The following is a 21071-nucleotide window of genomic DNA, read 5'->3' on the forward strand; positions in this document are numbered from 1 at the left end:
GAAGAAGATGTTTGATGTTGCCATGAGGTCAGAAAACGATTTGTTAGGGGAAAACGCTGAATTGATAGTTGAACAGTCTCTAACCTATAACTATTTCGGGACCCTGTCGCTTATAGTGAAGATGCTCGTCAATGGATTGATTATCATATATCACAAGGAAATTTTGAAGCGGCAATAAATAGTCATAGGAGGGTGCAGTCATTGAATAAGAGCTGCGTTCGTCTTACTTATAAGGGCCAGATTTAATAAATGAAACTCTTTAAAAGAATTATCGTAGGTAGACTAGGATTTAATCGGTTTTTACAGAATGATTATAGAACAAAAAATTTTTAAATGCCCGTAATTGATTTGACAATTAAAAAAGAGTTGACGCCCGGGATATCAACTCCAATTTATTATAGCTTTTGAAATTGCTGTACACTGACAGGTCCCCTGCCACGGGGAATTTCCATTTTCTCACTGATTTTTGACTCTAATGACCGGGCAATGTATTCTGCAGCGACATTGGGATCCATCTTATCACCGCATGTATATATATCGATACTTGCATAGGCCTGTTCCGGAAAGCTGTGGATGGTTAAATGTGATTCAGAAATAATAACAACTCCACTCACGCCATGTGGTGCAAAACGATGAAAGGCAACCTCGCGAATTTCTGCACCGGCCTTCAATGCAGCATCCACAAATATACGCTCGATTAATTCGATATCGTTTAATGTATCAATATTACAATCCCACAGTTCTGCAATTAATTGTCTTCCCATAATTTCCATTGGTAAAAATTCCCCTTAATACTTGAACAAATCACATATCGAAAGTATAAACTGTTTTCCTCTCATTTGCAATTCTGTTAAGGTGTAAGACGTGGAATTAGGGTTTGTGAATTTCCCGTCTGAAACTTTTCTCCCATTTATAATTGTTTTTTTGAAACCTTTATGAAACAAATACGTAATACATGCAGAAGATAGAATTTGAACTTGCGGGGGTGATCGTATGGGCCTGTTTTCTAAAATCTTTTCAAAAAATAAAGAGGAGAAACCTGCGCCTAAGGAAAGAACGGTATTATCAATACAAATAGGAGACATCTTGACCTATGATCTCAGGGACTATGAGGTCGTAGGGAAAATCACATACCGGGATGGAAATTATGAATGGTATGGGTATCAGTTACTGGAAGGGCATGATACAGTTTGGTTATCGGCTGAAATGGATGATGAACTGGAGCTTGGTATTTACAATAAAATTCAATTAGCCGTGTCAAAGCCATACCCTAAAGAAGTGACCTATGAAGACAAAACCTATTATTTGCAGGAATCAGGTACGGCCAGGGTAATTGGTGAAGGCAGAAGCTCGAATTTACATGGCTCAGAAATTGACTATGCTGATTATGCTGATACTGATGAGCAGAATTATATCAGTTTAGAAGCATGGGAAACCGAAGTTGAAGCAAGCCACGGGTATCCGGTTGAGGCATATGAAATTAAAATTATGGCAGGATCCATCTAAATGCTTGTAACAATGATTCAAAATGAAACGTTTACCCCTACTGCATTTTATATCATTCGAGGAGGAATATAGATGTTTAAATTTTTTAAACGGATGTCAACAGTTGTAAGTTCGGAGTTAAATGCAATGCTGGACAAAGCAGAGGACCCGGTGAAAATGCTGGATCAATTTATGCGCGATATGGCCGAGGATATTCGTGAGGTGGAAACAGCTGTTGCAAAGCAAATTGCCAATGAAAAAAAACTTAAGCGCAAAGCAACTGACGCCGATTCGATGGTGGAAAAAAGACAGAAACAAGCTGAACAGGCAATCGAAGCAGGTAATGAGGATTTAGCGCGCCGTGCACTGCAGGACAAAAGTGATCATGAAGCGACTGCAGCTACTTTAAATGAGTCATGGGAAAGGGCTAAAAATGACTCTGAAGTTCTTCGGTCCAAATTGGATGAAATGAAAAAAGAGTATCAGGAAATGGAGCTTAAAAAGGATTCATTAAAAGCACGTGCCGAATCTGCAAAAACACGGACAAAAATGAATCGTACGATGTCCTCTATAGGCAATGATGAATCCAAGCAAGGGTTTGAACGGATGGAAGAAAAAGTTATGCAATTTGAAGCAGAAGCAGAAACAAGTGAAGATATGTCAAAGGAGAGCCGAACATTGGATGACGAGTTTGAAGAATTGAATAAAAAAAATAACGTTGACGATGAATTAGCTGCATTAAAAGACAAAATGGGAAAAAAATAAAGGCACGCAGCACAGGGGCAGCATCTCTCCTAAAAAGCTGCTCCTTGTTTTGTTTGCGTATTTTCCGGCAGCATAAGCAGGCTGAGGCTTTTGCTATAAAGCTTCTCATAAGCCAATGGTTGACCTTACAGGAAAAACTTTAGCTGTTGCCATAAAGAAGGTTGCGATAAGCCGGGTTTTTCTAAGAAGGGGGGATTGATTTGTTAAAAAAATGGAGTATATGTATCGGACTTTTATCTCTCATCATACTGTTAACTGCATGTTCATCCAGAGGGGGGCAACAGGGAATAGTCATTACGGCTGATGATATTCCGCAAGAAACTCAAAAAGAGGAGATTATAGCTGCTATCAATCAAACTGCAAACAATGAAATCGATGATATCATCGAGGCCAATTTTCCTTTAATGGATACGGTTAATGGTGAGACGAATGACGCTGAAATTTATGCTACACAGCAATTTGAACTTGAGGAGCTTGCTTCTGTCTTTATGGAGGCAATAGAGCCGGAGAAAGTTAGTGACATAGAGGATAACCAGCAAATATTAATCTACCCTGATCATTTTATTACACTGCGGGAAAGTGATGAGGATCAGGATGTAGTCATGATAGAAGTTGCAGATGATGAGTTTGTGAGACGAAATTATTCACCAAATTTTTTAAGTACATATTTTTCTATCAGGTTATTAGAGAGTATGCTGGGAGCAGATAATTGGGGCAGTCGGCAATCAGGCGGATATACAGGTATGGGAGGCACACCCGGACGTGGAAACACTACATTCAGAGGAGGCGGCCCTGGAGCAGGTAAATAAAAGGAGTGTGATAACATGGGACCATATATAGCTACACTAGCCTATTTTGCAATTTCTGTGGTCATTATTTTAATTGGTTTGTTTATCTTCGAGAATATGACCCGAAAATATAAGGACATGGAAGAAGTGAAAAATGGCAATCAATCGGTTGCATTATCCATCGTCGGAAAAATAATCGGAATCTGTATCATATTAGCGTTTGCAATTTACAATAGTGATATCATTTATGAAACAATCATTTGGGGAGTAGTCGGTGTTGTTTTACAAATGATCGCATATTGGCTCTTTGATTTGTTTACAAGGAATTTTTCAGTCGAAGAACAGTTGTTGAAAAATAATATTGCAGTTGGCATTATGTCTATGGGTGTATCGATTGGATTGGCGTTTGTAATCGGTGCGTCCATTACGTAAAATTTAAAAAGCGCGGCCAGGCATTTGCTTGGCCGCCTGTTATTATTCGACCAGGTTTTTATCATGGAGTGAATCAGAATTGAATGAGACAGCAGTAAGAAAAAGCAAAATAATTTATTGGTCATCGGGAATTGTATCGATCTGCGGAATTATATTCGAGGTATTATTTGGCGCATTAGGGTCATACATACTGGGGGATGGAGTGAAACAATATACGTTGACGATTTCTCTGTTCCTGACCGGTATGGGAATTGGTGCCAGTTTAAGTGAAAAGGTGATGAAGCATTTAATTATCACCTTTGTATGGATTGAATTCGGTGTAGCCATCGTTGGGGGATTTTCAAGTTTTACAATGTTTGGAATCACCGCCTTTGCGCCAGCTGGAACAGATGCATTTTATTTATATTTTATTACACTATTAGTTGGCGGATTAACAGGGATAGAATTGCCGGTTCTTATTCGGAAAGCGAATGAGATTGGTGTCACATTAAATAAAAGTACAGCACGTGTTTTATTTTCCGATTACGCAGGGGGGTTAATTGGAGGCTTATTATTTGTCTTTTTATTGCGTCCCCAGTTCGGCATGGTCAAATCAGCATTTCTGGTCGGGTGTATAAATTTAACGGTAGCACTACTTGTTCTGTGGTTGTTCCGTAAAGAAATCCGCCACTTTGCGGTACATGCTGTTATTGGACTATGTATCGGATTTTTGTTAATTGCAGGGGTACTTTTCGGGGAAGCAATGGCATTCAGCTTTGAACAGAAACTTTACAAAGATCCAATTATACATATGGAAGAAAGCAAATATCAAAGAATTACATTAACACGGGGTGGAGAAGATGTGCGGCTCTATTTGAATGGATCGTTGCAATTTAGCACAATAGATGAGCATCGCTATCATGAAGTGCTTGTCCATCCAACGATGGCTTCTGCGGAAAATCCCGAAAATATATTGATATTAGGCGGTGGTGACGGCATTGCTGCCAAAGAAGTCCTCAAATATGAGGAAGTAAAAGATATTACTGTTGTTGAGCTGGATCCGGCGGTTGTGAAATTGGCTAATTCAAATAAACATTTACTGGAGTTAAATGAAGGTTCTCTGAAACATGAAAAAGTGGATGTCATAAACCGTGACGCTTTTGAGTTTTTGGAAAGTGCAAATGAATGGTTTGATGTCATCATTGTTGATTTGCCTGATCCAAATAATGAAAGCCTAAACAAGCTTTATACAAGGGAATTTTACTCATTGGTTCGGAATCATTTAGTGCCCGGTGGTACAACAATGGTCCAGGCAACGAGTCCGGTCTTTGCAACAGAAGTTTATTGGACGATATCCGAGACCATTGCATCCACAGGATTGCATACTAAAAATTTGCATGTCGATGTGCCAAGCTTTGGCAATTGGGGATTTGTTATGGCAAGCCGTGGTGCCATAAACCTGAATGAAGTGGACATAGATGCTCAAACGAATTTTTTAACGGATGATATGATTCCCACTTTGACAGCTTTTGGGAAAGATGAAGATAAACAAATTACTGATGACAATGGTGACCCTATTGAGTTGAAGCCCAATACATTAATCGATCCGCACTTAATTCAAATTTACGAAGATGCATGGAAACATTATTAGACTGGTGGGGGCACAATCTAAAACGCCTAATGCGAATTTGATAGAGTGGGATATTTCAAATGACCCGCCACGTGAGATTACGGGGAATAAATATGATTCGATTGTAAGCACATATACATTGCACCATCTGGAAATAGGGCACCATTCTTGAATAAAAAGCGATGCTCAACTTTAAATGATAAAAAATTTGTTATAGTATTATTAAAGTAAGTGAAAAGGAGAATGGAAATGGCATATTTATTACAGATGGATTTTAGCCACCCGGGGCCATTTGGCCATGAGATGTCCAATGAATTTTCTGATTTAGCGAAAGGTATCAATGAAGAAAAAGGTTTTAGGTGGAAGATTTGGACAGAGAATAAACAAACGAAAGAAGCTGGTGGAATATATGTGTTCGAGACAAAGGATGATGCGGAAAATTATCTTAATAAACATACAAAAAGATTAAATAAGTTTGGCATTGAGGATGTCAATGCTAAAATATTTGAAGTTAATGAACAGCTCACCCAAATGAATCACGGGCCTTTGAAATAGCAATTCTTTAAACGTGCCGAAGAAAGCTAAATTGGCGTTCTATTTTTCAATTCTAAACAATAGGGCGGTAAGCCGAATATAAGGGCTAGATTCTGGAATAAGACATTCTTTCTTTTTATAAAGCTAGAGTGTATACTTAAAGAAATATAACAGTATTAAAGGTGATGGGGTTCACCATTAACCGCCATTGGCTAATGACTCCTGCTGGTATTTTTACTTGCAGGAGTCTGTTTATTTTCAAATGGGGAAATTTTAAATATTTAGAGGAGGTAATTATGCTTTATTTATGGATTGGTATTGCTGGAGCTTTGGGGTCTATTTTAAGATACTTAATTGGAATTACCTTCACACATAACATTTTTCCTTATACAACGTTAATTGTCAATTTGTCAGGAAGCTTTTTGTTAGCTTGGCTGACAACAGCTTTATTTAAAAGAATTTCTATTTCGCCAATGGCGGAAAGTGCAATAGGAACGGGTTTTGTTGGTTCATTTACAACCTTTTCAACTTTAAGTGTAGAAACCGTTACGATGTTTAAAAATGGGTATTTATTATTAGGAATTGTATATGTGGTTGTAAGTATTGTAGGTGGTTTGTTAATGAGTCGGTTAGGATTTAAAGGAAGAAAGAATGTCTACAAGGCGTGACATTTATATACATATTTTTAGTTGGTATAGGTGGTTTTGCCGGAGCTATTGCTCGTTTTTCGATTAGTAATGCTTTAAACAAATCTGAATATTCAATTCCAATTGGCACCCTCACGGTAAACTTATTGGGAGCTTTGCTTTTGGGTGTAATCACGGGCTTAAAGTCAGAAGAAATTGCTTTATTATTTGGAACTGGTTTTATGGGAGCATTTACAACGTTTTCAACCTTCAAATTTGAAGCAATAAAGCTGCATCAAAAGCAGAAGAAATCATTTGCCTTTTATATCATAATACCCTATGGCTCAGGCATTGTTCTTGCTTTCTTGGGGTATGTGATTGGAAAAACGTTTTATAGATTTTTTATGTAAGTTGTTTTTTGTTACAAAATTATACAAAGGATTTCTTCTGCAATATCAGCTAATATTAGAAAAGACTGTTCCATTATCAGGCGCGTTCATGGAACAATTTTTCCTCATGAAGTGGGCTAGTTAATAATGGGATTGAGGTCGGTTCCCTGTTTTGTCAGGTAAGGACGTTTTAGACGATTTATATTTTATGATAAAATTTTTATAGAATGAGAATTAAAGGTGATAGGAAATGAATAATCAAGAAAAAGGGACACAAAACACTAAATCGGAAATTGATATTGATATTGGAGATCATGAAATTGCTATTAAAAAACGTTATGAACTCTACTACAACCTGAACGATATTCTTATTGCCGTTTGGTTTATAGTTGGAAGTATTTTCTTCTTCTGGGAGGTCACTAAAGATGCTGGAACATGGTTATTTCTTATAGGAAGTCTTGAGCTTCTTATTCGACCGTTTATTCGCATTGGTCGAAAGACTCATTTACGACGCATTAATTCCTCAGTGTCCAGATCATCCACGAATGATCAATAGATTTCGGAGCTGAGGAGAGACCCAGTCTGCGGTCAAGAAATCTGGGCGATTGGCAGTGCGGTCGCCTATCAGAGCTGCTTTTTCTTGTCTGACAGGGGAAGCAGATTCCTCGGAAGACTATGAGATTGACGAGGTGTGCTGGCATTAGAAAATGCCTTGTTTGAGACTGGCTATCGTATCGGAGAGGTTGCAAAAGAATCCATTTAGAAAAAATTGTTCAAAAATGGATTCTTTCGTTATAGCAATATAAAAGTTCAAAAGGTGTTTACGATCAACAAATTTTAAAAGGCCAACAGCCTGGCTTATTGCTTCGTATAGTTCAGCTCCCACATTATCTTTCACGATGGCATGTTTCGCACCTCAAAAGGTATCCTGCAATTGCATCTGTACGTCTCCGTCTTCAGCCAGCTGGGTATTGTTGATTTCACCGCCAAACACCTTCTGGTAGTATTTCACTTCTTTTTTACAATTTTCAAGTCTGATATGCGGCACCATTTTTTCAATATTATGCCCTCCGTTTTTGATGCTGCTGAAGTTGTCACAGATTGGCTCGAATTCACAATCAAATCGACTCAAATGTACACAAATACAACTTATTACTACACCTCATCTTCTGTCTTCATAAACGTCAGCAGACCGAACAACACAAAACTCAGCAGCAAAATCGATCCGCCGACAATAAAGAATACGGTCACAAGGCCGTCAGCCAAGGCAAATGGACGTACGTAATAGAGCCACATGCCGGCGGTCAGCCCGATTGCACCGATAATGGCCGTCCAGACATGAAGGGTGGCGATGATGGTTCTGGCCGGGGTGAAAATTTTGTAATAAACGGCCCAGGCGAATAATGTCAGCCAGCCGACAACAAGAATGTGGGCGTGTACGGTCTTGAAGGCCAGGCTGCCGGCACCTGCCATGTGTGACCCGATAAAAGCGCCGAGTACTGCGAAAAGGGCGGAGAATCTGAGCAAAATCTTACTGTATTTTTCCAATATCAACTCTCCTTGTAGTTAAAATAAAAAACTATGATGATTTAACATCCACCTTAAGTGTATGACATGCATATGAACAGAAGATGAACGCCATATTTCATTCCACGTATTACACAGATTTTGTCTTTTGCGCGTACATTTCAGCAAGTTCATGCTCAATTTGAGAAAGGGCATCTTCCATCTCGGCGGCCTTAAGGATCTTCGTTTTATCTTCCGGGTGCTTTTCGAACATATGCTCATACCTTGGGTCATAGTAGTATTCAAGCAACAGCCGGATCGCCTGATGGTAATTTTCTCCCTTTAAGTCCTCATCAATCCGCTTGGCAACGGGTGTATGGATTCGCTTTTTGATGCGGTCAAATGCCTCGATAAATTTTTCCGGGTGGTTCCAGGGCTGGTAATCATCTAAAATATTCCGGACGCGCTGCTCCATTGGCAGATCGATGAACAACTGTGTGCTTTGCTCTTTTTTAGCAAACAAAAATTCAGGCATGGTGACTTTGCCAATTCGTTTGCTTTCACCTTCCATTAAAACAAACGGTGCTTCCCGGAATTTGTGTATCACTTGAACAAGCTGTGATTCAAATTCTTTTTGGATATTGGGTTCAAGCCCGATATGGCCAAAAATAGATCCTCTGTGCCCCGCCATTCTTTCCAGATCGATGACGGGATAGCCTTTATCAGCAAGCTGATGAAGAAGCTTTGTTTTGCCTGTTCCGGTATTGCCGTTCAAGACCACAATATCGGGCGGGAAGTCTGCTTTTTCCAGTTCACTAACCACCCATTGCCGGTATGCCCGAACGCCGCCTTGTAGCCGGTTGACATCAATACCCATCAAGTCTGTCAACGTTGCGGCTGTTTTGCTGCGCATGCCGCCGCGCCAGCAGAAGACGGTCTTGGGTGTGTCAATCTGCCGGAATTTGGCGATGAAATCAGGCATTTTTGCCGACATGATCTCCATTCCGCGTTCTTTGGCAGCTTCCTTGCCAACTTGGGTATAGATCGTGCCAACTTCTGCGCGTTCCTCGTCTGTAAACACCGGGATGTTAATACTGCCCGGTATGGTTGTTTCTTTATATTCTTTTGGTGAACGGACATCAATGATGGTGTGATTTTCGTTATGCTGTTTTTTAAGCAATTCTTCTAAATTTATGTCACGAAACATACTGTCATCACTTCCTGACTAATCGACTGTGATATGACCATTATTGCCATCTGTAATATTACCTATGATGTGTGCGTCGACGCCTTTTTGCTGTAAATCAGCAAGAAGGGCTTCGGCATCACTGCTGTCTGCTGAGATGAGCAGTCCTCCCGAAGTAACCGCATCGCACAGTATATACTTATCCAGCTGATCGAGGTCATCGGAAAACGATACAATGTCTTTTATGTGATTAAAGTTATTTTTCGTCCCGCCTGGTATAACACCGGAAACAGCAAGTTCCTTTATCCGCGGCAGTACAGGAACTGATTTGGAATCAATCCGCACTTCCACATTGCTGCCAGCTGCTATTTCTGAGGCATGACCGAGCAGTCCGAATCCGGTCACATCTGTACTGGCGTTCACATTATAACCTTTCATCGTCTCGGAAGCTGTTTTGTTCAACGTTGTCATCACCTGAGTAACCCGGTCAATTTCCTCCTGGTTCAGCAAATCCCTTTTCAGGGAACTGCTCATAATACCGACACCAATCGGCTTGGTCAAAATCAGCTTGTTCCCAGGCTTTGCACCAGTATTTGCCAGAACGTTATCGGGATGCACGGTTCCCGTTACAGCCAATCCGAATTTTGGTTCCTGGTCATCAATCGAGTGGCCGCCGACAAGCGAAACTTCGGCCTCTTCCAGTTTATCACCGGCTCCGCGTAGAATTTCTGCGAGAATGCTTTCATCCAGTGTGGAGATGGGGAACGCCACGATATTCAAAGCTGTAATCGGTGTTCCCCCCATGGCATACACGTCACTGATGGCATTGGCGGCAGCCACCTGACCGAATGCATATGGGTCATCGACAATTGGTGTGAAAAAGTCGGTTGTCTGCACAAGGGCAAGCTCATCGGTTAATTTATAGACACCTGCATCGTCGCTAGTATCGAGTCCGACAAGCAAATTCGGGTTCGGAACAGTTTGCGGGAGTGAACGGAGAACATTTTCAAGATCGGCCGGACCAATTTTGCATCCGCATCCGCCTTTGGAGGAGAGAGATGTCAGTTTAACGGCATTAGCCATGTTAATCATCCTTTCAGTAAACTCATGCATTCTATTTTATCATACAAACAAGGGAATTTCTTTTTACGGTATTCCACAGTTGAAATCAAATTGGTTATTGACTCCTTACTGTATTAAATATATAATACAGTGCAGAGTGTATTACGCACTTAATACATATTTTTCAATCATAGTGTATTAACTGATTAATACACTTGCGTTCATCTGAAGAAATGGGAGCTGTGGTTATGAATGTGAATTTTAATAAACGGGATCCAGTCTATATGCAGGTTATCCGGCATTTTAAGGAACGGATTGCTACCGGCGTATTTGAGCCTGGCCAGGAAATTCCGTCAAGGCGGGAGCTGGCAGGCAGGCTGAAAATCAATCCAAATACCGCACAGCGGGCTTATAAAGAAATGGAGGAAGCGGGTTTGATATACACGGAGCGGAATTTGCCGAGCAGAATTACGAAAGATGAAGCGATTTTGAAGTCTGTGAGGGGAGAGTTGATAGAGGAAGCGGTGGATTCCTTTGTGCATTCGATCCGTTCGATTGATGTTCCGGTTGAAGAAGTTCTGGAACTTGTTAAAGAAAAATACAAGAATGATGGTGAGGAGGTTCAAGATGATTGAGGTAAATGATATAACGAAAAAATTTGGGCGCAAAAAAGTGCTTAAAGGCGTATCATTCACAGCGGAACAGGGTGAGATTACCTGTATTATCGGCATAAACGGTGTCGGCAAGACCACGATCCTGAATGCGATCATGAATCTAACACCGCTAAACGAAGGTCAAATACTTATAAATGGTGAAACGATCCATAAACATAGCTATGAAAAAATCACATTCATTCCGGATGCGATCATTATGCAGCCGAATATGACGATAGCTGAATCAATGCAGTTCATGGCGGATTTTTATGACAGCTGGAACCAGGAGCGCGCAACGGAATTGCTCGATTTCTTCAAACTGCAGGAAGACGAAAAAATCAATGATTTATCAAAAGGAAACAGAGCCAAAGTGAACCTGCTCCTTGGCTTGGCATTGGACGTTGACTATTTACTGATGGATGAGCCATTTTCCGGGATTGATATTTTCAGCCGAGAACAGATTGCTGAGGTGTTCACGAGTCACCTGGTTGAAGATCGCGGCGTGATTATTACGACCCATGAAATCGGTGATATTGAACATTTGATTGATAAAGTGGTACTGCTTGATGACGGGAAAGTTTTAAAACAATTTAACAGCGAGGAAGTCAGGGAAGAGGAAGGCAAGTCAGTTGTAGATGTGATGCGGGAGGTGTATCAGCCATGAATCGTTTCGTTAAATTAGTGAACTTTGAATTAAGTCGGTTTATGAAAGTCTATCTGACACTGGCTGCGCTGACAATCATCGTGCAGGTTGCTGGTGTGATTGTGAAAGCCAATGAGTACATGGCAAAAGCTAATGAGGCGATCAATGAAGACAGGATACCAATGGCACAGTTCGTTGAACAAAATGGTGCCATGTCGTTCATGGATTTTACTCGGAGCTTATGGTTTATGGGGCCGATTGCGATCTGTGCTGCAGCGTTGATCTTCTACATTTTTATGATCTGGTATCGTGACTGGCTTGGGAAGAATACATTCATCTATCGGTTGCTGATGCTACCAACTGCACGGTTGAATGTTTACCTGGCAAAAGCGGCATCAATTGTATTAATGGTACTTGGGCTTGTTTCCGTTCAGCTCATCATCCTGCCGTTGGAAAATAGTGTTTTTAAGTGGATGGTACCGGTGGATTTCAGATCGGATATGACAGTAGGCCAGATTATCAACTGGGATTACTTATCCATGATCATTCCACAGACGTTTACCGAATTTATCCTGTATTATGGTGCCGGATTTATGGCGGTATCGATTCTGTTTACGGCGATTCTATTCGAGCGCAGTTTCAAGTGGAAAGGAATAATCGCGGGCATTGGATACATTGCGATTTCAGTCATTATTTTTGCCCTGCCTGTTCTATCGATGATTTTCTTGAACCGTGAGTATTTATATCCACTTGAAATACTTGGTCTTGAAGTGGCGCTGGGAATCGTTGTGACAGCTATGTCCATTGGTGTTGGCAACTACCTATTGAAGAAAAAAGTAACGGTGTGAAAGGAGACATAAAAATGAAACGGTATTGGAGATTAATCGCAATTGTCACAATTGTCGTTCTGACCATAGGAACGTTCTATATACAGTCAGCAATAGCAGCGGTCAGTTATTCGGAAATCAAGATTGAAAAGATAAGCGGCAATGAGGAACTGATCGAACCAGTCATTCTAAATGGCAGTTATAATACTGGAACTGGCATGAATGTAGCTATTAACGTGACGCCTGATGGTTCTGAATATATCAGAAATCAGTCATTTTTTGAGCGTATTCAAGGAATGTACAGCAATGAGGTCAAGCGACTGCAGGAGGAATACCGCAGCTTTATGCGCGGAAAATCCGGGAGCAACACTTCCTACCTGGAAACAGAGGATACGCTGGCCTCTGCTGAAGTGATTAATCAGTCAGTACGCGGTTCAGACAGTGGTGATATGGAATTTGATATTGCCGTTCTGAATAAGGAAAATGGTGAAATAACATCATTCACAGTGTCAGTACCAAACAGGGCAATGTATGCACAAGTTTTCGTTGAAGATGTACAAATGGCAGACGATACATTGAAGGTAGTTACGCGCAATTATTCCAAAGATGGCGAGAATGCACTCTATATGTATCATTTCGATATGACGAATCAGGAAATAACCGGAGATAAAAGAATTGCAATTACCGGTGACAATGGAGAAAATGCTGGGAGTCACCTTATGATTGAGCCTGAATCAGATCAGACAGCACCAAGTGAATATATCATTTTCAGTAAAGACAGCCCGGGCGGTCAGGATGTGCAAGAATATATTGTATATAACCTGGAAACGGGAGACAAGCAGCAATTGGAGACCCCGGAAAAGTTATCTGGGGATGCACTCCTTTCTGACAAGGAACATCTTTATTTCAATACCGGAAATCAAATTGTGCAGTATAATATTGAAACAGATGAAATGACAGCTGAAATAGACCTGCCCTCACAGGACACCAGTAATGGTGATATGCAGCGGAATACACGACCGCTGCTACATGTAACAAATGATAAAATGTACCTGCTTACGGCAAGTCCCGGAAAGAAAATAGGTCAAAATATAACGATTATTGATACAACGTCAGGCGAAACATTATACAATGGGAAGCTGACGATTGAGAAGCCTGTTGACCAAAATGAATCATTGCATATATTTGATATTCAGGTTGGCTCTTGATTAAAATCTAAGGCTGCCATTTAAAAAGTACTTATGGCAAAAAAACCAGATAAATGAAAAAGCACTTGTAACCCTCTTAAAGTGAAAGTATAAATCAAATCCACAATAGCGAGGCGCTACAAGTGTATTTTCATTCTATCCCTTCGTCCTCCAAAATCTTTGATAGTTTTTTTACATCAACCATAAGGTTTTTGATGACTTCATGTGTTCTGGAACCGGGATTCGCATTCCTGCATTTCAGAAGATAATAATCCAAACCTAAATACTGTCCAATTTTTACGAATTCGTCTGATGTTGAGGTGAATAATTGAATGATTTTCGTTCCCGGCTGACAGAACATAATATTTGCTAATCCTGCACCATTCGGGCTTATGATTACGTTGGCTGAAGAAAATATATCAATTTGCTGCTGCACAGTTAAGGAACTCAGCACAATTTTTTTAAACCCCTTTTTGGTCAAAAGTTTCATGAGTTTGGGCTCATTGGCAACTTTTCGCCAAGAAGCATCTTCCCGGCTGATATAGATGCGGTCATAGCCATTTGAGCTTGTATGGCGGCCTTCCTTCAATAAGGTGTTCCGGAGAAAATCAACTGTCCACTTCACAGAGGTTCCTGCATTAAATGGTATGGATGGCAAAATTAAGTTTTCAGCTTTCACGTGTTTTCCCGGAGTAAGTTGTAAGATCTTATCCTCAGGGATGCCGAGCATTTCAACTGTTTCCCGTTGGAATGGTAATGTCAGGGGCGGGAGCACATATTTATCGATCTTAAAACCGCTGAGCTGAAGCAAATGATACCGCCCTAATGTATCATGCAGCCAATGCCAGTAATTGGAATGCCCAGCCCATGCTAAAACACCTAATGTGCCATAATAAGGGGAGGCAGGAGGTATTTGATCAAACGCAGTCTTATTAAAATATCTCCAATATAAATGAAAGACCATGTCATGCAAACACTTGTAATCAGGTGTCAGTGCGTACACCATGCCTTCTCCTTTATCGCACATCCATATGCTTCCATCTTGAATCTTTGAAACATAAGACTTGTAAAATTTGTGACTCTCCCCGAACTGTGGCGGATACACCCAATCAACCCATTGCGGCGGATCTCCTTTGGGAAGCGTATACGTTACTGATTCGTTTGTATAGAATTCCTTATAAACATCTTGTATATCTTCTATTTTTGTGTTTTTGTCTATCCATTCTTTTGTATGAACATATAAATCCTGCATACCAGACTTTCTCCTTTCCGATTACTGGCCTTGGCCTATGCCCTGTTTTTGCACGTATCCAGAAGTACTCCATAATATGTAGAAAAGTCTTCAACAGTGTTGAACGATTGACCTGCTATATCAATCTGATAAACACATGACGTACAGAAATGGAGGGATTACTAAATGATTAACGTATTGATAACCGGTGCAGGCGGGTTTATCGGTAAGAATCTTATCGATAGACTGCATAGAGAAAAGGAAGTCCGCCTCAAACAATATCATCATGGGGATGACCTGTCGCTGTTGTATGAACATTTAAACGATGCAGATATTATCTATCATCTGGCAGGGGTGAACAGACCCCAAAATAATGAGGAATTTGCAAGGGTCAATAGAGGCCTTACTGAATTGATTGTCAATTATTTAAAAGAGCATCATAAGAACCCGAAGATCGTTTTATCATCCTCCACTCAAGCAGAACTTGATATACCTTATGGTTTAAGTAAAAGAGAGGCCGAAGAAGTGCTGAAAAATTATAGCAACGAGACTGGTGCAGACGTCTGCATTTACAGACTGCCAGGGGTTTTTGGAAAGTGGTGCAGGCCGCATTATAATTCGGTTGTCGCGACTTTTTGCCATGAATTGGCATATGGCCGGGACATTGACATTCATGACGCGAACAAACCGCTTGAACTCGTGTATATTGACGATGTAGTAGACAGTTTCACTGATTGTCTGGCAAACACCAAGACGAAAGAAGAATTTTATTTTTATATCAATCAAACTTTCCATACAACGGTAGGGGGACTGACTCAAAAGCTTTACGAGATAAAGGACATGCGAAAAACGCTGATCATACCTGATTTGTCCGACAAATTAACCAAGTATTTGTACACGACCTATCTATCTTATTTAGACGAGAATAATTTTTCATATGAATTGCCGGTACATCAAGATGAAAGGGGAAGTCTAGTTGAGTTAATCAAATCACACGAGGCTGGTCAAATATTTATGTCAACCTCACGGGAGGGTGTTATAAGAGGGAATCACTATCACCATACGAAAGTCGAAAAATTTTGTGTCATTAAAGGCGCAGCAAATATTAAATTAAGAAAGATCGATTCCGATCAACTGAACACTTATGCAGTCTCAGATCAAAACATTGAGATTGTAGACATCCCTCCAGGTTATACCCATTCAATTGAAAATGTATCGGATGGTGAGATGATTGTTTTGTTTTGGGCCAATGAACTTTTTGATCCGAATAACCCGGATACTTTTTTCTTGAAAGTCCAACAAGACGAGAACGATTAAAAGAAAGGATGATAACCGTGTCAGCAAATAGGATATATACATGTCAGGAAGACGATATTTGTCTTGTAGCCTATCCTAAATCAGGGAACAATTTTTTACTATTTCTTGTCGCTATGTTATTGTACCGGAAAAAAATGGACTGGGCCACTAAAGGGGAGATGATTCAAAACGTGTCAAGTGAACCAATCGAAAACTTGCCAAATCCGCATCTTGTATGGAGTCATGATCGTTACGATCCATCATATCCCAAAGTCATTTACTTAGTTAGGGATCCCAGGGATGTAGTCATTTCCTATTACCATCATTTCCGGAAATATTACGGTGAAAGCCGTGATTTTGATAAATTTTTCGAGGCGTTTATGGAAGGTGATGTTGGGCCCGGAATGTGGGATGCGAGTATAGAAAGCTGGCTTGACAATCAGGAAAAGGTCAAAAATGGCTTTCTGCTTGTTAAATACGAGGAGCTGCTTGAAAACACATCTAAAGAAGCAAAGAGGATTATAAGCTTTTTAAACCTGGATAGATCAGAACAAGAAATTAACGAAGCAGTCAATTGGGCCTCTTTCGATAATATGAAAACATTGGAACAAAAACAGCAGACGCATTTAAACGGCCCTTCACCGTTAGTCAATCAAAATATGCCATTTGTGCGAGAAGGCAAAGCGAATAATTGGAAATCTGTTTTAAGCAACGAACAGCAGCAGCAAATCAATCAAGCATTTGATACGACCTTATCAAGGTTAGGGTATAAATAAAGAACTCATTATAAGCGCCTTCCGATCATAGAAGGTGCTTATTATTTTGGAAAGGTGTGACTAACCGATGCTAAAATTATTGCTGATTGCGGCTGACACATCTCACTTCACAAATAATAATTATCACGTTTTGGAGAAAGAGTTAGCAAAGGTGACGAATCTGACAGTCTATCGAAAATCCGGCCATATCAATCAAATATTACGAAGGGTTCCTGAAAGACCGGATTTCATTTTAATCATAAATGATGTTGGTAAAACGTTCGGTCCTGTCGTGGCTGGTTTATCCGATATCAGCATACCTGTAGGGCTGATGGTAAATGATGCTCACCGGTTTGTCGGGCAGCGCAGAAGGTATATTATGAATAATCGTATCAGGACATTCTTTGTTATATGCCGGCATAACTTTTATAATTACTATCCGCGTCAAAAGCATGATCAGGTATTCTTTCTCCCTCAGTTTGCCAATACTGCCCTCTTTAAAGACTACGATGTTGAAAAAACGATCGACTTAATGTTGCTGGGAGAAGCTTCTCTTCCACACATCTATCCATTAAGAGAGAAAATTTTACAGCATTATAAAGGTGATCCGGAATTTGTTAACCGTCCTCATCCGGGATGGCGAGACTTTACAAAGGAACAAGTAAGAGAATCGTTAATAGGGGAAAACTATGCCAGATCCATAAATCAGGCGAAGCTGTTTTTTGCATGTGGTTCTGTACGGCAGGTTGTAACATTCAAATATTTTGAAGTCCCCGCATGCCGCACATTATTAATGGCTCCTTCTTTGCCGGAACTTAAAGAGATTGGCTTGATACCAGGCAAGCATTTTGTAGATATAAACGAGGAAAACTTTTCAGAAAGGGCTGATTATTATCTGAAAAATACTAAAGAGCGGGAACAGATTATAGAAGAGGGGTATCGTTTCGTTCATAGTAACCATTCAACTGTTCATCGGGCAAGGCAATTAGTCCAGCAGATAGAGAGCATATGTCAGTAGCGACTGTTGAACAAACATCCCTTACCACATTTAGCGTGGTAAGGGATGCTTGTTCGGATAATATGACGGCATATTTTGGATCACTTTCACTGAGCACCACCTTTAAAAAGGGCCTGAGAGGATGTGATAAAGTTTGCGTTCATAAGAATTTGCTCAATTTCGCTGAATGACATTAACTCATCATTGGATTGATACCGATTAAAAGTGACCTTTGGCAAATGTTCATATCTTTTCCTTACCTTCTCTGAAATATCTTCAGGTAAAATGACATAGTAATTTTCATCAAATTTATAAGTGTTCCGTGATTCAGCATTTGATACGAGTACTTCATGGAGCTTCTCTCCTGGACGAATCCCAAACTCATTTATAGCAACATCTTTTGTAGCAAAGTGTCTTTCCAGGACTTCAACTAAATCGACAATCCGGCATGCTTTCATTTTCATGACAAATATTTCGCCGCCGATCGCTTGTTCAGATGCGTATAACAGTAAATCAATAGCTTGAGAAACGGTCAGGAAGAAACGCGTCATTTCCTTAGATGTAAGCGGAACTGTATGATGGCTAGTCATTTGTTCTTTAAAAAACGGGATAACACTGCCGTTTGTTCCAATAACATTGCCGCCACGAATACAGACAAAACGTGTATGATTGCTTAATTGATTGGCCTGAATGATTAATTTTTCACCAATCGCTTTCGTAAGCCCATAAAAATTGATCGGTTCCACAGCTTTATCTGTTGAAACATCAATGACTTTTTTAACATTTTGATTTAAACTTGCTTTGATAATATTCTCCGTGCCATATACGTTGGTTTTTAACGCTTCCGACGGCTGATCTTCACATATTGGAACATGTTTGAGCGCTGAAAGATGGAATATATAATCGACATTCATTGCCGCTTCGTTCACAGCTTCAAAATCTCTTACATCACCGATCACAAATTTTATATAAGAATCATCCAAGAATGCCCTTTTCATTTTCACCTGAGCAAATTCATTACGTGAAAAGATTCTTATTTCCTTTGGTTGAAATGGCAGCAGCTTTTTTACTAGTTCATGTCCCCAGGAACCCGTCCCTCCGGTAATCAATATTGTCTTATTTTGAAACACATTTAAACAACTCCTTCTAGCGATAATGCCTATTGTTTAAATCATAAGGATAGTAGGTATTCGAACACTTCTAATAACTTGGATGACAGAAATTCTTCTCAAATAGGTTCCCGAATTGGCCCGTTTGCACCTGTTTGATTACTGACATCATTTAATTCAATTAGGTTATATCTCAGTTTATGAAGAAAAATAGGAGATTGTATATGATATATGTTTAAGTTAAGGCAAAAAAGGCAGTTGCTTTGAGTCCAAATGTGTCATACGGAGATAGTCTTTTCCTACACACGGAGATTTGAACATGGGTGGAGTAACTATACGTTGCCCTTCTGAATTTCAAAATAAAGATAAAAATTGCAACTAAGAAGAAAGCCGGTGATCAGCCGGCTTTCCAAGGGTTAAATTCATGGGGTGTGGACTCTCAACAAGACTTGTATCGATTACAATATAGTATGTATAGCATAGCAATTCGAATCGGCACATCCACTAAGAGATTTGCACATTCTTATAATATATTGGACAGATAACTGTTAGTTCACAACAAGAGATATCGTACAAATATCAGGTAATCGAAAATTTTCTTATATGCACATGAGTTTATTCAGAATCATATCATGTACAGGGGCGTTGTAGGCTTTTTAGACAAATTTGAGCGATCGGAGGGGCTTTGTTGAGCGATATAACAGTCTTCCTTATCCATTATTCTGATCAAACAGCATTGTATAAAGCGTTTATGTCGTTAAATTCTATTCGGTCCAGACTGAGAGCGGTAATTGTTTTTCAACAAGGGGAAAGCACTATTAGACGAGTGCCTGATGTAAATTGGTCTGAAAAGGTTCGATTCTTGAAGATCGAGGATAAGAAAGAAGAGGATATATTGCAAGATACTATTAGTACGCTTGATACCACTTATGTATTACTGCTGAGCAGCAATGGTTATCTTTCAACTAACATGCCACCTCATTCCCTGCAGCTTGCCGGAAATCAGTCTGTTTTGGGTACCTTTAAACATAATCGGGATATTACAATTCGGCTGCCTTTACTCGTTCGCACGTCATTTCTAAAACAGCAATGTTTGCTCACTACTTCAGAGCTGCCGTTCAAAGAAGCACTTTTCCCTGCCTGGCTTTCACGGATGGAAGGTTCCACGAAAAGGTTTAAAGAAGGTTTAGTTAAACAGACCAGAAACAATAGATCCAGGAATATATCCGAGAGACAAAAGCTTATCGAAAAATACCAATTGGAAAAATCGAATACCGATCATCCCAGCCTGTCGATCATCATGTCTAATTATAACATGGAGAGATATGTTCAAACGGCTGTTAGCAGTTGTCTGCTGCAAAATGAACAGACAGAGCAGTTACTGATCATGGATGATGGTTCGACCGATGATTCGCGCCAACGATTAGAGCGGTATTGCGGTAACGCAAGTGTACAGCTGTTCAGCAAAGAGAATGGGGGAAAGGCAAGGGCTTTAAACGCATTATTGCCGCACGTTACGTCTGACTTTATTTTGGAGCTTGATGCTGATGACTGGCTTGATCCTGATGCTGTCTCTGTCATAAAAAAACATCTCACTAAGCTCCCGGATGATGTAGCGGTGTTGTACGGTAATCTAAGAAAATGGAAGCAATTGGAGGAGGATGTCATGTTTAAAGGAATTGCCAAAGGCAGACCCATTAAGGGGAGGAAAAACCTTTTAGCATATCGTTTTCCGCTCGGGCCGCGTGTCTATCGTACTTCTTCGTTAAAAAGGCGAGGCGGCTTTCCGGTTATTGATTTTGCAGATGGCAGGCTTTATGAAGATGTCAGTGTATTAAATCGGTTAATAGACCATTACCGGTTTCAGTATCAGGATTTCACCGTATACAATGTCAGGGAGCATAAGAAAAGTATTACTAAGCAAAACCTTGACAATTGGAATGCTTTCTTAAAGTCACTAAATTAAAAAAATAGTGGGGATTTCCCATCCA

The 21071-nt window shown here is 40.1% G+C and carries 25 protein-coding genes and 1 riboswitch; of the genes, 18 read left to right on the forward strand and 7 right to left on the reverse strand.

What is annotated here, in order from left to right; genetic code table 11:
• The first annotated feature begins 7 nt into the window (after positions 1 to 7).
• A complete protein-coding gene (locus ON01_RS19395) occupies positions 8 to 178 on the forward strand; it encodes a hypothetical protein (RefSeq protein WP_175284916.1) in 171 nt (56 codons plus the stop codon).
• 217 nt (positions 179 to 395) lie between these two features.
• Here ON01_RS19395 and speD read toward each other — a convergent pair whose 3' ends face one another.
• On the reverse strand, positions 396 to 773 hold the full coding sequence (gene speD, locus ON01_RS01555) for an adenosylmethionine decarboxylase (RefSeq protein WP_010529249.1): 378 nt from the start codon (positions 771 to 773) through the stop codon (positions 396 to 398).
• Positions 774 to 993: 220 nt separating this feature from the next.
• On the opposite strand from speD, the gene ON01_RS01560 reads away from it, so the two are divergent.
• The 9 genes from ON01_RS01560 to ON01_RS01600 all read left to right on the forward strand — a co-directional run bounded on the left by ON01_RS01560 (position 994) and on the right by ON01_RS01600 (position 7184).
• Complete coding sequence (locus ON01_RS01560; protein ID WP_010529250.1) at positions 994 to 1506, forward strand: DUF4178 domain-containing protein; 513 nt, start codon at positions 994 to 996, stop codon at positions 1504 to 1506.
• 72 nt (positions 1507 to 1578) lie between these two features.
• On the forward strand, positions 1579 to 2250 hold the full coding sequence (locus tag ON01_RS01565; RefSeq protein ID WP_010529251.1) for a PspA/IM30 family protein: 672 nt from the start codon (positions 1579 to 1581) through the stop codon (positions 2248 to 2250).
• A gap of 200 nt (positions 2251 to 2450) precedes the next feature.
• The gene (locus ON01_RS01570) at positions 2451 to 3059 is read left to right on the forward strand and encodes a DUF4247 domain-containing protein (RefSeq protein ID WP_010529252.1); all 609 of its coding nucleotides are present in this window, start codon (positions 2451 to 2453) and stop codon (positions 3057 to 3059) included.
• Positions 3060 to 3074: 15 nt separating this feature from the next.
• Positions 3075 to 3470, forward strand: coding sequence for a DUF350 domain-containing protein (locus tag ON01_RS01575; protein WP_010529253.1), 396 nt, complete (start codon positions 3075 to 3077; stop codon positions 3468 to 3470).
• 79 nt (positions 3471 to 3549) lie between these two features.
• The gene (locus tag ON01_RS01580) at positions 3550 to 5100 is read left to right on the forward strand and encodes a polyamine aminopropyltransferase (RefSeq protein ID WP_010529254.1); all 1551 of its coding nucleotides are present in this window, start codon (positions 3550 to 3552) and stop codon (positions 5098 to 5100) included.
• Positions 5101 to 5328: 228 nt separating this feature from the next.
• Positions 5329 to 5634, forward strand: coding sequence for a monooxygenase (locus ON01_RS01585; RefSeq protein ID WP_010529255.1), 306 nt, complete (start codon positions 5329 to 5331; stop codon positions 5632 to 5634).
• A gap of 151 nt (positions 5635 to 5785) precedes the next feature.
• Positions 5786 to 5845, forward strand: a riboswitch (Fluoride riboswitch).
• A gap of 64 nt (positions 5846 to 5909) precedes the next feature.
• The gene (locus tag ON01_RS01590) at positions 5910 to 6281 is read left to right on the forward strand and encodes a fluoride efflux transporter FluC (RefSeq protein WP_010529256.1); all 372 of its coding nucleotides are present in this window, start codon (positions 5910 to 5912) and stop codon (positions 6279 to 6281) included.
• The gene (gene crcB / locus ON01_RS01595; RefSeq protein ID WP_010529257.1) at positions 6278 to 6649 is read left to right on the forward strand and encodes a fluoride efflux transporter CrcB; all 372 of its coding nucleotides are present in this window, start codon (positions 6278 to 6280) and stop codon (positions 6647 to 6649) included. Before ON01_RS01590 ends, crcB begins: the two co-directional genes overlap by 4 nt.
• A gap of 229 nt (positions 6650 to 6878) precedes the next feature.
• Positions 6879 to 7184, forward strand: coding sequence for a YrhK family protein (locus tag ON01_RS01600; RefSeq protein WP_010529258.1), 306 nt, complete (start codon positions 6879 to 6881; stop codon positions 7182 to 7184).
• Between the two features lie 360 nt (positions 7185 to 7544).
• Here the strand turns inward: ON01_RS01600 and ON01_RS01610 are convergent, their stop codons facing one another.
• The 4 genes from ON01_RS01610 to selD all read right to left on the reverse strand — a co-directional run bounded on the left by ON01_RS01610 (position 7545) and on the right by selD (position 10403).
• Positions 7545 to 7760, reverse strand: a complete 216-nt coding sequence (locus tag ON01_RS01610; protein WP_029328943.1) for a hypothetical protein — start codon at positions 7758 to 7760, stop codon at positions 7545 to 7547.
• A gap of 23 nt (positions 7761 to 7783) precedes the next feature.
• On the reverse strand, positions 7784 to 8176 hold the full coding sequence (locus ON01_RS01615; protein WP_010529261.1) for a hypothetical protein: 393 nt from the start codon (positions 8174 to 8176) through the stop codon (positions 7784 to 7786).
• 109 nt (positions 8177 to 8285) lie between these two features.
• A complete protein-coding gene (gene mnmH / locus ON01_RS01620) occupies positions 8286 to 9341 on the reverse strand; it encodes a tRNA 2-selenouridine(34) synthase MnmH (RefSeq protein WP_010529262.1) in 1056 nt (351 codons plus the stop codon).
• 18 nt (positions 9342 to 9359) lie between these two features.
• Positions 9360 to 10403: a selenide, water dikinase SelD gene (selD, locus tag ON01_RS01625; protein WP_010529263.1), complete on the reverse strand. Its 1044-nt coding sequence runs from the start codon at positions 10401 to 10403 to the stop codon at positions 9360 to 9362.
• Between the two features lie 227 nt (positions 10404 to 10630).
• Here selD and ON01_RS01630 point away from each other — a divergent pair, with 227 nt between their 5' ends.
• The 4 genes from ON01_RS01630 to ON01_RS01645 are packed head-to-tail and all read left to right on the forward strand — an operon-like array spanning position 10631 to position 13713.
• On the forward strand, positions 10631 to 11017 hold the full coding sequence (locus tag ON01_RS01630) for a GntR family transcriptional regulator (RefSeq protein WP_010529264.1): 387 nt from the start codon (positions 10631 to 10633) through the stop codon (positions 11015 to 11017).
• On the forward strand, positions 11010 to 11699 hold the full coding sequence (locus ON01_RS01635) for an ABC transporter ATP-binding protein (RefSeq protein WP_010529265.1): 690 nt from the start codon (positions 11010 to 11012) through the stop codon (positions 11697 to 11699). Before ON01_RS01630 ends, ON01_RS01635 begins: the two co-directional genes overlap by 8 nt.
• Positions 11696 to 12526, forward strand: coding sequence for a hypothetical protein (locus ON01_RS01640; RefSeq protein WP_010529266.1), 831 nt, complete (start codon positions 11696 to 11698; stop codon positions 12524 to 12526). Before ON01_RS01635 ends, ON01_RS01640 begins: the two co-directional genes overlap by 4 nt.
• Positions 12527 to 12540: 14 nt before the next feature.
• Positions 12541 to 13713 (forward strand): hypothetical protein, encoded by a 1173-nt coding sequence (locus ON01_RS01645; protein ID WP_010529267.1) that lies wholly within the window; start codon positions 12541 to 12543, stop codon positions 13711 to 13713.
• Between the two features lie 130 nt (positions 13714 to 13843).
• On the opposite strand, the gene ON01_RS18450 is transcribed toward ON01_RS01645, so the two are convergent.
• Entirely contained in the window at positions 13844 to 14944 is a 1101-nt protein-coding gene (locus ON01_RS18450; protein WP_010529268.1) for a glycosyltransferase family 61 protein, read from the reverse strand.
• A gap of 165 nt (positions 14945 to 15109) precedes the next feature.
• Between ON01_RS18450 and ON01_RS01655 the strand changes: the two genes are divergently transcribed.
• The 3 genes from ON01_RS01655 (at position 15110) to ON01_RS01665 (ending at position 17992) form a co-directional block, all read left to right on the forward strand.
• A complete protein-coding gene (locus tag ON01_RS01655) occupies positions 15110 to 16240 on the forward strand; it encodes a polysaccharide biosynthesis C-terminal domain-containing protein (RefSeq protein WP_010529269.1) in 1131 nt (376 codons plus the stop codon).
• 17 nt (positions 16241 to 16257) lie between these two features.
• Entirely contained in the window at positions 16258 to 16995 is a 738-nt protein-coding gene (locus ON01_RS01660) for a sulfotransferase domain-containing protein (RefSeq protein WP_010529270.1), read from the forward strand.
• A gap of 67 nt (positions 16996 to 17062) precedes the next feature.
• Entirely contained in the window at positions 17063 to 17992 is a 930-nt protein-coding gene (locus ON01_RS01665; protein WP_010529271.1) for a glycosyltransferase, read from the forward strand.
• A gap of 86 nt (positions 17993 to 18078) precedes the next feature.
• On the opposite strand, the gene ON01_RS01670 is transcribed toward ON01_RS01665, so the two are convergent.
• Positions 18079 to 19101: a polysaccharide biosynthesis protein gene (locus ON01_RS01670; protein WP_010529272.1), complete on the reverse strand. Its 1023-nt coding sequence runs from the start codon at positions 19099 to 19101 to the stop codon at positions 18079 to 18081.
• A gap of 667 nt (positions 19102 to 19768) precedes the next feature.
• On the opposite strand from ON01_RS01670, the gene ON01_RS01675 reads away from it, so the two are divergent.
• Positions 19769 to 21046, forward strand: a complete 1278-nt coding sequence (locus tag ON01_RS01675) for a glycosyltransferase family 2 protein (protein WP_010529273.1) — start codon at positions 19769 to 19771, stop codon at positions 21044 to 21046.
• The last annotated feature ends 25 nt before the right edge of the window (positions 21047 to 21071 follow it).

This window comes from Lentibacillus jeotgali (genome assembly GCF_000224785.1).
GTDB classification, from domain to species: domain Bacteria; phylum Bacillota; class Bacilli; order Bacillales; family Amphibacillaceae; genus Lentibacillus; species Lentibacillus jeotgali.

Bases quoted from the DNA above. Each gene is read 5' to 3' on its own strand.
- ON01_RS01560 (WP_010529250.1), top strand. From the start codon at position 994: ATGGGCCTGTTTTCTAAAATCTTTTCAAAAAATAAAGAGGAGAAACCT.
- ON01_RS01635 (WP_010529265.1), top strand. From the start codon at position 11,010: ATGATTGAGGTAAATGATATAACGAAAAAATTTGGGCGCAAAAAAGTG.
- ON01_RS01655 (WP_010529269.1), top strand. From the start codon at position 15,110: ATGATTAACGTATTGATAACCGGTGCAGGCGGGTTTATCGGTAAGAAT.
- ON01_RS19395 (WP_175284916.1), top strand. From the start codon at position 8: ATGTTTGATGTTGCCATGAGGTCAGAAAACGATTTGTTAGGGGAAAAC.
- mnmH (WP_010529262.1), bottom strand. From the start codon at position 9,341: ATGTTTCGTGACATAAATTTAGAAGAATTGCTTAAAAAACAGCATAAC.
- ON01_RS01645 (WP_010529267.1), top strand. From the start codon at position 12,541: ATGAAACGGTATTGGAGATTAATCGCAATTGTCACAATTGTCGTTCTG.
- ON01_RS01665 (WP_010529271.1), top strand. From the start codon at position 17,063: ATGCTAAAATTATTGCTGATTGCGGCTGACACATCTCACTTCACAAAT.
- ON01_RS01640 (WP_010529266.1), top strand. From the start codon at position 11,696: ATGAATCGTTTCGTTAAATTAGTGAACTTTGAATTAAGTCGGTTTATG.
- ON01_RS18450 (WP_010529268.1), bottom strand. From the start codon at position 14,944: ATGCAGGATTTATATGTTCATACAAAAGAATGGATAGACAAAAACACA.
- selD (WP_010529263.1), bottom strand. From the start codon at position 10,403: ATGGCTAATGCCGTTAAACTGACATCTCTCTCCTCCAAAGGCGGATGC.
- ON01_RS01630 (WP_010529264.1), top strand. From the start codon at position 10,631: ATGAATGTGAATTTTAATAAACGGGATCCAGTCTATATGCAGGTTATC.
- speD (WP_010529249.1), bottom strand. From the start codon at position 773: ATGGAAATTATGGGAAGACAATTAATTGCAGAACTGTGGGATTGTAAT.
- ON01_RS01585 (WP_010529255.1), top strand. From the start codon at position 5,329: ATGGCATATTTATTACAGATGGATTTTAGCCACCCGGGGCCATTTGGC.
- ON01_RS01600 (WP_010529258.1), top strand. From the start codon at position 6,879: ATGAATAATCAAGAAAAAGGGACACAAAACACTAAATCGGAAATTGAT.
- ON01_RS01565 (WP_010529251.1), top strand. From the start codon at position 1,579: ATGTTTAAATTTTTTAAACGGATGTCAACAGTTGTAAGTTCGGAGTTA.
- ON01_RS01590 (WP_010529256.1), top strand. From the start codon at position 5,910: ATGCTTTATTTATGGATTGGTATTGCTGGAGCTTTGGGGTCTATTTTA.
- ON01_RS01575 (WP_010529253.1), top strand. From the start codon at position 3,075: ATGGGACCATATATAGCTACACTAGCCTATTTTGCAATTTCTGTGGTC.